The 14,610-nt window shown below is 44.4% G+C and carries 8 protein-coding genes; all 8 read right to left on the bottom strand.

Annotation, left to right across the window (positions count from 1 at the left end):
* Window positions 1-251 precede the first annotated feature (251 nt).
* The 8 genes from acnD to K5Q73_RS20495 all read right to left on the bottom strand — a co-directional run bounded on the left by acnD (window position 252) and on the right by K5Q73_RS20495 (window position 13,103).
* Window positions 252-2,867 carry a Fe/S-dependent 2-methylisocitrate dehydratase AcnD gene (gene acnD, locus K5Q73_RS20530; RefSeq protein ID WP_220763067.1) on the bottom strand — a complete coding sequence of 872 codons (2,616 nt, stop codon included), beginning with the start codon at window positions 2,865-2,867 and terminating at the stop codon, window positions 252-254.
* A 166-nt stretch (window positions 2,868-3,033) separates the two neighbouring features.
* Window positions 3,034-4,158, bottom strand: a complete 1,125-nt coding sequence (gene prpC, locus K5Q73_RS20525) for a 2-methylcitrate synthase (RefSeq protein WP_220763065.1) — start codon at window positions 4,156-4,158, stop codon at window positions 3,034-3,036.
* Between the two features lie 208 nt (window positions 4,159-4,366).
* Complete coding sequence (prpB, locus tag K5Q73_RS20520; RefSeq protein WP_220763063.1) at window positions 4,367-5,245, bottom strand: methylisocitrate lyase; 879 nt, start codon at window positions 5,243-5,245, stop codon at window positions 4,367-4,369.
* A gap of 102 nt (window positions 5,246-5,347) precedes the next feature.
* Window positions 5,348-6,010, bottom strand: a complete 663-nt coding sequence (locus K5Q73_RS20515; protein ID WP_220763060.1) for a GntR family transcriptional regulator — start codon at window positions 6,008-6,010, stop codon at window positions 5,348-5,350.
* A 436-nt stretch (window positions 6,011-6,446) separates the two neighbouring features.
* A complete protein-coding gene (locus K5Q73_RS20510; protein WP_220763058.1) occupies window positions 6,447-7,916 on the bottom strand; it encodes an efflux transporter outer membrane subunit in 1,470 nt (489 codons plus the stop codon).
* A gap of 1 nt (window position 7,917) precedes the next feature.
* Window positions 7,918-10,998, bottom strand: coding sequence for an efflux RND transporter permease subunit (locus K5Q73_RS20505; protein WP_220763057.1), 3,081 nt, complete (start codon window positions 10,996-10,998; stop codon window positions 7,918-7,920).
* An 8-nt stretch (window positions 10,999-11,006) separates the two neighbouring features.
* Entirely contained in the window at window positions 11,007-12,122 is a 1,116-nt protein-coding gene (locus K5Q73_RS20500; protein ID WP_259650789.1) for an efflux RND transporter periplasmic adaptor subunit, read from the bottom strand.
* A 90-nt stretch (window positions 12,123-12,212) separates the two neighbouring features.
* Window positions 12,213-13,103, bottom strand: coding sequence for a LysR family transcriptional regulator (locus tag K5Q73_RS20495; protein ID WP_220763055.1), 891 nt, complete (start codon window positions 13,101-13,103; stop codon window positions 12,213-12,215).
* Window positions 13,104-14,610: the final 1,507 nt, after the last annotated feature.

Raw genomic sequence — 14,610 nt, 5'->3', positions numbered from 1 at the left:
GCACAGACTACTCTCGTTGCCAAAATATAAAGTGTGAGATTGAGTTGACGATATTGCTGACTATATGAGCTTTGGTGGCATGGATGCCACCGCAGAGCCTACAAGGATGTACTTGCGGCGTCTCATATAGATTGCAATACCGTCTTACAACGTTTGAACCTCAATATTCCTTCAAATCTGGCATGACGACTCTTTATCCGCTGAAGGCTTCTCTATACGCTGAAGACTCTCAACTAGTTAAAGACTCCTCATTATTTCGAGGACTCTAAAAAATCTTGGGCGAAGCGCTGGAGTATGCCGCCCGCTTCATAGATAGAGACTTCATCAAGGGTATCGAGTCGACACTTAACTGGGATCTCAAGGGTTTCACCATTAGTTCGGGTCATGATAACTGTGAGCATTGCGCCCGGTGTACGTTCACCGAGTACATCAAAGATTTCCGTACCGTCAATTTGATAGGTATGACGGTTATCGCCGTTAGTGAATTCAAGTGGCAATACGCCCATACCAACTAAGTTAGTACGGTGAATACGCTCAAACCCTTCAGCTACAATGACTTCAACACCAGCAAGACGCACACCTTTTGCAGCCCAGTCGCGGCTTGAACCTTGACCGTAATCGGCGCCAGCAATAATGATCAGCGGCTGCTTACGTTCCATGTAGGTTTCAATGGCTTCCCACATGCGCGATTCAACACCCTCTGGCTCAATACGGGCGTAAGAGCCCTGCTTCACCTCGACTTCACCATTGCTACCAAGTTTAGTGACCATTTCATTAAACAGTTTTGGATTAGCAAAAGTCGCACGCTGCGCCGTTAAGTGATCGCCGCGGTGCGTCGCATAAGAGTTGAAATCAACTTCTGGTAAGCCCATTTTATCTAAATAAGCGCCTGCAGCACTGTCGAGCATAATCGCATTTGAAGGCGATAGATGATCGGTGGTGATGTTGTCACCGAGAACCGCTAACGGACGCATGCCTTTCATGGTGCGCTCGCCTGCCAGTGCACCTTCCCAGTATGGTGGGCGGCGAATATAAGTACTTTGTGGACGCCAGTCATATTGAGGATTGGTGTTTGTGCCATATTCAACTTTGATATCAAACATCGGCTCGTACACTTTGCGGAACTGCTCAGGCTTAACGCTTTGGGCGATTACCGCATCGATTTCTTCATCTGATGGCCACAGATCTTTTAGTAAAATATCGTTGCCATGCTCATCTTGCCCTAAGGCATCTTTTTCAATATCAAATCGTATGGTGCCCGCAATAGCATAAGCCACAACTAATGGCGGCGACGCTAAAAAGGCTTGTTTAGCATAAGGGTGAATTCGACCATCAAAGTTACGGTTACCACTGAGTACAGCGGTAGAGTACAAATCACGGTCGATGACTTCTTGCTGAATCACTGGATCCAGCGCGCCGCTCATGCCGTTACAGGTTGTACAAGCAAAGCCGACGATACCAAAGCCTAATGCTTCAAGCTCAGTTAACAGATTGGCGTCTTCTAAATACAGCTGCACCGCTTTTGAGCCTGGCGCAAGTGAGGTTTTAACCCAAGGCTTACGGGTTAAGCCTTTAGCATTGGCGTTACGGGCAAGCAGACCTGCGGCAATCACGTTACGTGGATTTGAGGTATTGGTACAACTGGTAATGGCGGCAATAATACACGCACCATCAGGCATTAAGCCTGACTTGTCACCGCTCATATCTTCAACTTCACCACTAATGCCTTTTGCAGCAAGCTCGCTGGTTGACACTCGGCGATGTGGGTTTGACGGGCCAGCAATGTTACGGCCTACACTTGATAAATCAAAACGCAGTACCCGCTCATACTCGGCATCTTGCAAGCTATCTGCCCACAAGCCTGTTTGCTTGGCATAGGTTTCAACTAGCTTAACTTGGCTTTCGTCTCGGCCTGTTAGTTTTAGGTAATCAATGGTTTTGTCGTCGATATAAAACATGGCAGCGGTTGCGCCAAATTCTGGGGTCATATTCGAAATAGTTGCTCGGTCGCCAAGAGTTAAGTTGCTTGCACCTTCGCCAAAGAACTCAAGGTAAGTCGAAACGACTTTTTCATTACGTAAAAACTCAGTGATTGCCAGTACAATGTCGGTGGCGGTAATGCCGCTTTGGCGCTCACCCACCAGCTCTACACCGACAATATCCGGTAGACGCATATAAGATGGACGCCCTAGCATCACGCTTTCGGCTTCAAGACCACCAACACCAATGGCGATAACGCCTAAGGCATCAACGTGTGGTGTGTGGCTGTCGGTACCAACTAAGGTATCAGGAAAAGCAACGCCTTCGCGCGCTTGAATCACAGGCGACATCTTCTCTAAATTGATTTGATGCATAATGCCGTTACCAGGCTGGATCACATCAATGTTTTCAAAGGCAGTTTTGGTCCAGTTGATAAAATGGAATCTGTCGTCGTTTCGTCTGTCTTCAATGGCGCGGTTTTTCTCAAACGCGTCTTTTTCAAAGCCCGCATGCTCTACTGCTAACGAGTGATCGACAATCAACTGAGTTGGCACAACTGGGTTCACTTTTGATGGGTCACCACCTTTATCTGCAATCGCATCACGCAAACCGGCTAAATCCACTAATGCGGTTTGACCTAAGATATCGTGGCACACGACTCGGGCTGGGTACCATGGAAAGTCCAAATCGCGCTTACGTTCAATGATCTGTTTTAGGCTGTCGGTTAATGTTTCTGGCGAGCAGCGACGTACTAAGTTTTCGGCGTAAACACGTGAGCAATATGGCAGCCTGCGGTAAGCATCTGGGCTGATGGCATTAACGGCCCCTTCTGTGTCGAAATAATCGAGATCGGTACCGGGTAAAGGTTTACGGTATTGGGTATTCATAAGGCGTTCCAGTTTAATTCGTACAGGTTAGAGGGCGCTTCGCTTCTAGGTCCTAGGCCCTAGATCCTAGAACCTTGCAATATTTTCATCCCACTAAAAACCTAAATTACAATCACTTACCTAACATTAAGGCAGAGTAACCTGCCTCTATTGTTATTTACTATGATTATCTTTCACTTATAGGGTTAACTTTACGTGGTTCGCTACCCGTGTAGTCAGCACTTGGGCGGATAATGCGGTTGTTTGAGCGTTGCTCCATCACGTGCGCCGCCCAACCCGTTAGGCGTGAACAAACAAATATTGGGGTAAACAACTTAGTTGGAATGCCCATGAAATGGTAAGCCGATGCATGGAAGAAGTCCGCGTTACAAAATAGCTTCTTGGTGTCCCACATAAACTCTTCACAAGCGACTGAAATATCGTAAAGTGAGGTGTCACCAAACTCGTTAGCCAGCTTTTCTGACCAGGCTTTGATGATCACGTTACGAGGATCTGAGGTGCGGTAAATCGCATGACCAAAGCCCATGATCTTTTCTTTACGTTCAAGCATGCCAGCCATTTGGATTTTTGCATCTTCAGGTGAGCTAAACTGCTGGATCATATCCATTGCCGCTTCGTTCGCGCCGCCATGCAATGGGCCGCGTAGTGTGCCGATTGCACCAGTAATACACGAGAACATATCTGATAAGGTTGATGCACATACACGAGCGGTAAAGGTTGATGCGTTAAACTCATGCTCTGCGTACAAAATCAGCGACACGTCCATTACGCGGCGGTGCTGCTCAGATGGTGCTTTGCCATTAAGTAGGTGCAAGAAGTGACCACCAATTGAGTCTTCATCGGTTACGCAGTCAATCTCTACACCTTCATGGGAGAACTTGTACCAGTAACACATGATGGCCGGAAACGCGGCTAATAAGCGGTTTGCCGCTTGGTTTTGCTCGCTAAAATCGTTTTCTGGCTCTAGATTACCCAAGAATGAACAACCGGTACGCATGACGTCCATTGGGTGGGCGTCTGCTGGAATACGTTGCAGCACCTCTTTTAGTGCCTTTGGAAGATCGCGCTGGGCAAAAAGCTCGGTTTTATAATGATCAAGCTGGGTTTGATTAGGTAGCTCGCCGTTAAATAGCAAGTAAGCCACTTCTTCAAATGAAGCATTATCAGCAAGATCTGATACGTCATAACCACAATAGGTTAAGCCAGAGCCTGACTTACCTACAGTACATAAAGATGTTTCACCTGCGCTTTGACCACGTAGACCTGCGCCACCAATCTTCTTATCAACCATTGCTCTCTTCCTTTTATTTGTTTACCCGTTAGCCGTAGCTGCAGGTTATTTTTATATTTATTACGTTTGTGCGAATCCATCACGCAAACGTTTGTAAGGTTTTATCGAATAGGTACTTCTCAAAATAAGGCAGCTTAGCGAATGGTAAACTTATGCTTTACTGCCGTTTTACTTAATTCATTTATCGCCTATTACCGCTAGTCAGCAGTTACAGGTTCTTTCCTTCAGCAAATAGCTTATCTAACTTTTGCTCGTAATCGTGGTAACCTAGGTAGTCGTATAGATCCATGCGTGTTTGCATTGAATCAACTACTGCCTTTTGATCGCCATTTTCTAAAATAGAGCTGTAAACCATTTCAGCAGCTTTGTTCATAGCTCTAAAGGCACTTAATGGATACAGCACCATAGATGCGCCCCACTCGCCTAATTGCTCTTTATTCCACAATTCGGTTTGGCCAAACTCAGTAATGTTGGCAAGAATTGGCACATCTAGCGCGTCGCTAAATGCGCGGTAATGCTCTTCCGTTTTCACAGCTTCAGCAAAAATGCCATCAGCACCTGCAGCCACATAAGCTTTAGCACGGGCAATTGCCGCTTCTAAGCCTTCTTGAGCGAACGAGTCTGTACGCGCCATAATGAAAAAGTCAGGGTCTGTGCGCGCATCTACCGCCGCTTTAATGCGATCGACCATCTCTTCCGTTGACACAATCTCTTTATTTGGGCGGTGACCACAACGCTTTTGCGCGACTTGGTCTTCCATGTGCACTGCGGCAGCGCCGGCTTTTTCCATATCGCGAATGGTTTTAGCAATGTTAAACGCGCCGCCCCAACCTGTGTCGATATCAACCATTAACGGCAAGTCACAGGCTGAAGTGATGCGCTGCACGTCAACAATCACATCATTAAGCGATGTCATGCCCAGATCCGGTAAACCGTATGATGCATTTGCGACTCCGCCGCCCGATAAGTAGATCGCCTGATGACCAATCTTTTTAGCCATCATGGCCGAGTAAGCATTGATGGTACCCACGATTTGTAGGGGCTTATTGGCCGCGAGTGCTTCGCGAAACTTCTTTCCTGCGCTCATGTTGATTCCTTTTGTTTATCGCTCGCTGTACCTAAAGTTCAGTTCAGCATGGCAATATTGATAATGATGTTATAACGGTCAAATGTTGAACTTTTATGCTGCTTAATCATTCACTAATTTATTTTCGATACTCGATTTTGAGTACAAAATATGGCGACGCATTAGCATTTCTGCCAACTCGGCATCGCGATTACAAATCGCTTGAACTATGTGTTTATGCTCATCAAAGGCGGTGGTCACTCGCGGGCCTGTCATGCCCAGTTGCACTCGGTACATGCGTACGAGGTGATAAATGCCGTCAATAAGCATAGAGATTAAATGCTTATTCTTACTGCCTTGAATGATCCGATAATGAAAATCCACATCGCCTGCTTCTTGATAATAACTGCCTGCAGACTGCACGGTCTCAAAATGGCTGTTGAGTAGCGTTTGTAAATTATCAATTTCTTGATCGGTCATATTTATTGCCGCAAGCCTTGCCGCCATGCCCTCAAGAGATTCACGCACTTGATAAAGCTCTAATAAGCCTGCTGGCGTTAAGCTAACAACACGTGCGCCAACATTGGCCTTGCGCTCAACCAGGTGGCTTGCTTCTAAACGATTAATCGCTTCGCGAATAACTGCGCGGCTGACACTGTATTTTGTCGACAACTCGGTTTCACTCAGCTTTGAGCCTTGCACAATTTCGCCCTCTACTATCGCTTTGCGTAGCTGAAAGAAGGTTTTGTCTGCACTGGTAACTGGCTGTTCGTTAAAGAATGTCATTGGCAAAATAGAATATTAGATCTTAATGGATTGTCGACAATCTAGCCATTCTTATAGTTTTAGTCAACAGTAAACCAACAAATTGTCGACAAAGTAGGAGTAAAGTCTAAGGGACACTCTTTAACCAACAGGCGAATTAAGGCACAAAACTTTTACAGTTTTTCATTGAAACGAGACTGGTTTTATTAAGGTGTTTAATAGTATTTGAGTTAAGAATTAGCTAGGTTGCAAGACCACTTTAACAACTGACTTATTGGTGGATTAAAAGCAGTGATAGGCGGGTAATTCAATACAATCTAGCGGCTTTATATAAAAGTGCAGCGCCTAAGCACTGCATTTTTTATCTTGTATCGATATTGCTTACCCTAAGCCAACTACCGAATAGCGGTGATTTTACAAAACGTTGCTATTCGGCTTTTACGGCAAAACAAATTATCTATACACCACTGTTTACTTGCCAATTTCCGCCAAGCGCTTTATGTAAGCCTATGGTCATGTGCGCGGTTTGTAATTTTGCGGCCACCATGCGGTCTCTAAGCATATTTTGTTGGCGCTGCGCGTCTAAAATTGATAAATAATCGCTTAAACCAGCTTTGTATAAGGATTTAGCTTTATTCACGGCATTGGTGGTTTCTGCTTCCGCTTCGATCACTAATTCAACATATTGCTGGCTCTGACCGTAACCTTGCAACAGGGTTTCAACCTCACCAAATGCCGCTATGACCGAGTGTTGATATCTAAGCGCACTGACATCAAAGCGCGCTTGTTGTAGCTCAACCATGGCATCGCCGCGGCCGCCATCAAACACATTCCAACTTATGCCGACACTGCCTAGCCATGCAACTGAGTCGCTGCTAAATAGATCGTCAAAGTCTTTGGCCAACACGCCCGGTGAGCCAGTTAAAAACACTTTAGGATATTGAGCGGCAATAGCCGCACCCTGTTCTTGATTTATCGCAGCCATTTCTCGCTCGGCCATTCGAATATCCGGGCGACGATTGAGAAGATCTGACGGTAAACCTGTCGGGATCACTCCTTTAAAATTGGGCAGTGGCATCTTCTGCTCAAAGCGATACTGCGCCTGTTTGGGGGTTTCTCCTAATAAGATAGCTAAGCGCTGCTTATGCACGTTTTCAGCGATTTCCAACTGTGGAATAACCGATTTAGTGACAGCAAGCATCGCTTTTGCCTGCGCTTCATCTAACTTTGAACCATAACCACTTTTAACGATGAGCTTTACAAGATCGAGCGTACGCTGTTGATCTGCCACTGTGTTGAGCGCAATTTGCTTACGCTCCTCGGCACCACGCATTTGCAGATAATTATGAATCACATCAGAGGTAATCAAAGTTACCAAGCCTTCTCTCATAATAACGGCTTGCTCTTTTCTAATTGCAGCTGCTTGAGATTGCTTATCTATTTGCCCAAATAGATCGACCTGCCAAGCTATGCTTGCACCTGCGAAAAATGCACTGTTATTGTCATCAACTAAGCCAAGAGCTTCACCTGTTAATGGATTTGTCGCGGTTATCGCCCCGCCAAGTAATGGATCGTTCTCACTAATCTGTGCATTACCAAAGCCCGCACCGACATTGATTGTCGGCACTTTAAAAGATTCAATCGCTGCTTGATAAGACTGCGCCATCTTTATGCGTTCGGCGGCGACTTTCAATGGAATCGCTTGGTTTTGGGCATCTATGACGAGCTGATTAAGCACAGGATCATTAAATTGATGCCACCAAGCAGACTGTTGTTTGGCTTGATACTCACCCGGCGAAACCCCGTTGACGTGTTGATTTAAATATTCAGATTGAAGCTGGGTAGTGGGTACCAGGTAATCAGGCCCCACTGCACAGCCCGATACCATAAGTGCTACAGCCAGTGGAGCGAGCTTTAGAAGTTTCATATTATTTTTGCTCCAATGCAGGTGCTACGTTTAAGGGTTCTGTTTGTGTAGGCTGCTGTGCTTTGTCGCTATTGCGATAAAACAAGCAATAGAAAGCTGGCATAATAAACAGCGATAATAGTGTTGCAGCTGCCAGTCCGCCGATGATTGTGGCTGCCATTTGGTCAAATAATCTATCGCTCAATAGCGGGATCATGCCTAGTGCGGTGGTTAATGCGCCCATTGAAATAGCCATTGTGCGATTCAATGTTGCCGCATGTACCGCTTCACGAAGCGGCTTAGCATTGGCGCGCTCAAGCTCAATTTGATCCATCAGTACGATACCGTTTTTAATGATCATGCCCGACAAGGTAATGGCGCCAATCAGTGCCATAAAACCAAAGGGTTTATCCAGCAGCAGTAGCGTCCAGGTGGCACCTATGGCGGCAAGGGGTAAAGTAATAAGAATGATTGCAGGCTGTTTAAAGCCGTTAAACATGGCGACCATAATCACTACCATCATCAACAATGCCTTTGGCATTTGGCTTAAGGTATCGCTAATGGCTCGGTTTTCATCGTAGTATTCGCCGCCCCATTCAAATGCGTAGCCAGCCGGTAGCTCTATTGCCTCAATTTGGGCTTTAACTTGGTTACGTGCCTCAGCCGGAGTGATGTCAAATACATCAGCCTGTGCTGTAATTGTTGGCACTCGATTGCGTCGCCAAATCATGCTCTCTTCAGCTTTAAGCTCAAAGCCATCAACCACTTGCCCTAATGGCACGCTGTGCACGCCTAGGAGTGAACGAACAGGTAATGTCTCTAAGTAAGTTAAGTCAGCGTCTGCACTTCTAAAGCTGATAGGGATTAACTGATCGCCTTGGTTAAGTGTACCTAACGTCACCCCTTCGGTTGCCCGCTTGATTGCCAGTGCAATATCGGTGCGGTTAATGCCTGCACGCCTTGCTTGCTCTTGATTGATTATCGGCTCAATCACTTTACTGAGTTGACGCCAATCATCGCGCACGTATTTAATGTTGGGATGGTTTGCCAATATTTGTTGAGCTTGCTCAGACAAGTCATGGAGTACCTGTGGATCAGAACCTGTAAATCTTGCTTCAATACTAAATTTATCTTTAGTCGCGAGTTTTAGTGCTCTAAAACGTGGCTCTGAATTAGGGAAAGTTTGCGCTAACCAAACATCTCCTCGTTTAACCAGTTCGGCGATGCCGTCATAATCCGCCACATTAATCACAACTTGACCATAGCTGCTATCAAATGGCTCAGGCTCTACGGTGACCGAAAACCTAGGTGCACTTGCGCCAACATAGCTTGATATCGTGGTCACTTCTGGTTGCTGAAGTAACCAGTGTTCAATTTTTTTCATGTCTGTCGATGTCTGTTCTATCTTGGCCCCGTTAGGTAACCAATAATCTAAGAACACCATAGGACGATCAGAGCTAGGAATAAAGTTGATAGCAACATAAGGCACTGCCATTGCCGTAATTAACAGTAATGGGATCACCATAGATATGGCTTTAAGGGGATTGTTAACAGTCCAGCTTACTGCAAGGTGGTAACGACTCTTTTTGTTTTGCTTAGTATCGTTTACTGCATTTGGCTTAATCCATAACCAACACAGTAATGGCGTGAGCGTCACCGCAACTAACCATGAAAACAGCAATGATGAGCAAATAATTAAGAACACTGAACTGGCAAACTCACCGGCATCGGTTTGCGAAAACAGCACAGGGCTTGAGCCCATAATGGCAATGACTGTCGCAGCAAGTAACGGTTTAGCCGTTTCTTTAACTGCATCGATTGCCGCTTTTGTGCGTTCAATGCCTTTATTGAGCTTCACCACAAACAGATCGGTAATAACAATAGCATTGTCCACCAGCATACCGAGTGCCAAAATAAATGTACCGAGTGACACACGCTGCAGATCCACACCTGCTATATACATATAAATTAGGGTTAATAAGATGGTAAACAGCAAGCTACCGCCTACAATCGTGGCGCTCTTAAAGCCCATAAATATCAGCAGTACAGCAAATACAATGGCGACACTTTCTAGCAAGTTAACCACAAAATCTTCAATTGATTTTTCAACTTCATCGGGTTGAAATGCAATGGTGCCGATTTCGATTCCTACAGGCAGCTGTGCTTGATAATCACTGATAATCGAAGTCAAATCCTCACCTAAGCTCACCACATTTATGCCTTCAACGGGGCTAACTGCAAGACTCACAGCCGCTTTACCGTTGAAACGGCTTAATGTTGTTGCGGGAGTTTTATAACCTAAACTGACATCGGCAATATCACCAAGGCGAATAAGACCGGTGCTGTACTCGCCTACACCACCTTTAATAGTGAGGTTTTTAATATCTTGTACCGACTTAAATGCACTGCTTTGGTCAATACGGATCCGCTCTGAATCAGCAGCAAAGCTACCGCTATCAAAGGTTAGGTTCTGAGTCGCCAATTGGTTAATAACTTGAGCAGATGAAATACCGTATTTGGCTAACCTTTGCTCTGGCAAATCAATATATACCGCTTGGCTTTGTACACCATGTAGCTCAATTTTTTTGATGCCATCGAGGGTTTTAATCCGGCGCTGCAGCTCTTTGGCATATTGGCGTAACGCTTCTGGTTGCGCATTGTCACCATAAACGCTAAATAGCATGCCATAGACTTCTGAAAACTCATCTTGCACTATGCTTATTTGCGCAGTACCAGGTAAAGACAGCTTCACATCCTCGACTTTTCGGCGCAATAAATCCCATTGTTGTGGCAACTCTTTTGAGTTAGTCGACTCTTTTAAGTCGATAAAAATCATTGAGCTACCTGGGCGAGATAATGAACGCAGCTTCCACATTGCGCCCATTTCTTGCAGTTTGGTTTCTATTTTATCGGTTACTTGTAGCTCGACCTCTTCAGCCGATGCTCCAGGATATAAGGTAACAACCACGGCACTTTTTACAGTAAAGGACGGATCTTCTAATTTACCGAGTTCAAAGTAAGAAACTAAACCTACAATCACGCACAACACACTAAAAAATAATACGAATACTCTTTGCTTAATGGCAAATTCAGCTAAATTCATCACAACTCCTAGTAGCTAAACGCTTTAGCGACAGTTTTAGTGACAAGCTGGTTAGGCTTCAAGTAGTGAACTCCTGCGGTAACAAGTGCATCGCCTTGCTCTAAATGACCGCTGATACACACTCTATTTTCGAGAAAAGACTGCACCGTGACCTTTTGCTCTATTACTTTTTGCTCTTGTACTAAGTAAACGCTGTTGTTGGCAAACTTACTAACCAAAGCGCCATAAGGTACACAGTAGCTTGGCTTGTCGTTTTCAAATGTGACTGCGACGTCGACAGCTTTGCCCGGTAACGCTGTGGTACTTTGCGCCATAATAAATTCAACTTCATATGTTTGCTTAATGAGATCGGGCATGGTTTCCATCGCGCTTAGTGAAGCCATAAGCGGTTTATCTTGGTCATGCCAAGTAACTAGGGCTTGTTGCGAGCTGCGTAACTGAGGCATTAAGTTCTCAGGCACATCAATCACCGCTTTCATGTTGCCAAGCTGATGTAATGAAAACAGCGCCGTACCGGGGGCAGTTTGTTCAAATGTTTGTTGGTTCTTAGCACCGATAACCCCAGAAAAAGGGGCTGTAAGTTGGGTGTAATCCAGTGCATCTTGTGCTTTTTGAAGGTTTTGCGTCACCACATTAACCATGGCTAGGCTCCGTTTATAACCGCTATTGGCTCTATCTAAATTAACTTGTGATATAGCATCATCTGCAATTGCTGTTTTTACACGTGCCAGTTCCGCCTTGGCTAAATCATGGGCAGCATTTGCCTCAGCGAGACGCGCTTCTAATTCAATCACTGTAACTTGGTAATCATGGGGATCTAAGTTAGCGAGTACCTGGCCCTTAATGACTTTGTCTCCGGGGTTAACCAAGATAGCTTCGATCGTACCCGGGACTTTAAACGCCAAATGTGCGGTTTTTGTTGCTTCAAGCACACCAGAAAAGTGTCTTACATTACTTTGCTGAGACTCATTGAGTAATAAGACCTGAACGGGGCGGTGATTGTGTACTTCAGGCTCAGAAGGGACTGGTGTTTCATTACATCCTGCAGCAAGGAGCATTGCACTTGATAGGATTAATAATTTTGCCGCTGGTTGATTATTGCTGCTAGAGGTTGATGGTTTCATTGCTCTCTCCCGATATATTTATTGGGAGAGAGTGTAAGTGTTTAACTTAACGAGATAATCGCCTTGATGCGCATAACAATGTCACATATTTCATGACAATGAAGCCCTTTCTGGAATTTCTTGTAATAAAAAGTCAATCAATAAACGTGTGGGTAAGCTAATGCCTTTTCTATCAGGATAGATTAACCAGACATCTTCTTTTTTAGACTCATACTCAGGCAAAATACGCACTAACTGATGGCTTTCTATCGTGGCTAGCGCAAACAGCGGCGGCATAAAGCCTATCCCTTGGCCACCCACAATTGCCCGGCGTACAAAGCCCATGTGGTTACAGCTCACGCGGCAATTCACTTTAATACTGTCTGAGATAAAATCCCAATTATCATCGAGTGTTCCGTCAGGCCAGCGATAACAAACGGTTTGGTGCTGCGCCAGCTCATCCAAACTAGTCGGTGCACCATATTGAGCCACATAGTCAGGACTCGCATACATTCCGCGGCCTAGGCTTAAGATTTTACGGGCAATAAAGCCTGAGTCTTTGATTTTGCCTGCATGCAAAACAAAATCTAACCCTAAGCTATAGATGTCATTTACATAGTTATTTGTGAGCCTAAGATCTAACTCTATGTCGGGATAAAGCTGCTGGAATTTTGCTAATGCAGGCTGCAGCGCCTCGTCACTTTCAGGCAAAAAGCCCAGTTTGACTTTTCCGACCGGCTTTTCATCTACATCGAGCAACTTGTTCTTGGCTTGTTCAAAACCGTCAAGCACCGCCAGCAGTTCATGATAATAAGCTTCACCATGTTGTGTCAGACGTAATTGCCGCGTGGTGCGAAAAAATAGCTGGGCGTTGAGTGCCTTTTCAAGCTCACCAATACGACGACTCACATTGGCGCGAGGCAGATCGAGTGCCGTTGCTGCAGCGGTGAAGCTGCCTAACTTCACCACAATAGTAAACAGCTTTAAGTCTTCAATTCGCATCGTTTGCCTCATCAATTTTAGATACAACCAGTGAGGTAAACTTTGCCTCGTAGTAGAAACTGTAACCTTTTAATGCTTTAGTTGGTAATGTAGTGATTGCGGATGTGGCATAGCCCACAAAACAGTATTTTTACAATAAACTCACCCAACAGGGCGATAGAAAACCAACACTTTGTCGACAAAGTAGCAGTAAAGTCCAGGGGACAATGTGCGCGTTTTTCAATGCAATGAGGAGTAAATTGTTTACAGTGTTACGGCAAGTTCCGTCTGCTTTGCTTTGGTGATTTAGGTTAAGCATACAGTTACCTTGGTCGCTGTATGCTTTAGTGACTATCTTTGTGGGTTATCCTTGACTGAGTTGTTGCCAGCTTCAACCTAGTGCTTAGCGTAATTCAATACTTAGGCTGTCTGCACTTTTGCTGCCGCAAAACAGACTCTAAGGTTGCTATGTCGTCAGTGCGCATCTAAAACCTAAAAGTAATTAGTTAAATCGGCTTGATATAAGGTTTGGGTTTATTAACCGCATTGTTGGTTTCAGCCTCAGCTTTAGTAACTCCTCTTATATACTCTTATCTATAAGCTTGATCTTGTAATAGGCCTTAGACCTCTCTATAGGCGCCAGTATCGGTATGCTGATACTAAGCAGCTTAAGAAGCCCCAAGGTATTGGCTCACTTAACTTGACCTATTGCCGTAAAAAAATTAATGCCAATTTGACTATAATTAGCCGAGATAAAAAGGCAGCCTGTTTTTTATTGTCGTTAAGCAATTTAGCCCCTTTGCCTCGCTACAAATCCCCAAAACAAAGCTTCACAAACACAACTGTAACGATTTAATTACAAATAGTACTGTTATGATAAGATGTCTTTGAAAGCGTAATCGGCAGATGACTGTTTCTATTAGACTTTGACAAAAATAGACGTGGACGAGTTAAGAGCACTGCTGAGCATATTATTGCTTTATAGAAATAAAATTCTTATCTACACAATCCCGAACATGGCTAAAAGTAAAGATAGAACCGATAAGCTCATTGAAAATGTTTCATTAAAAAAAATTACTGAATATAACTATTTAAGCCTTATACATCTCTCACACTAACTTTCAGTAATGAACCCTCTTAACATTTACACCAGTAACTTACAAAAGGTAGCAACTCTTTTTCCATCGAACAATTTCATTAAGTTATAGAATAGTGTTTAAATCAACACTATCAAGAAGAACCCTCATATTTCCCCCTAGGCACTCCAATTTAAACAACAGAAACCACTTGCCATGTCATTAGTGCTATATGTAATTTAGAATTATATACTATACGCATCAACTGGAAGCATTCAATGGTAAACAGATGAATAATGAAAGAGTTACAGCACTCTATTTTATCGAGGAAAGCCATAAGATGTGGGTTACATATACGACATCACTTCCAGAGGAAATTAATGGCGTAAATAAACAACAATATTTAGGGATATTAGTATATCTAAGAAATAACAATGGAACACGTTATGACC

The sequence above is a fragment of the Shewanella sp. MBTL60-112-B2 genome, from assembly GCF_019655055.1.
Classification (GTDB): Bacteria; Pseudomonadota; Gammaproteobacteria; order Enterobacterales; family Shewanellaceae; genus Shewanella.
This window is presented reverse-complemented; position numbering and strand designations above follow the sequence as displayed.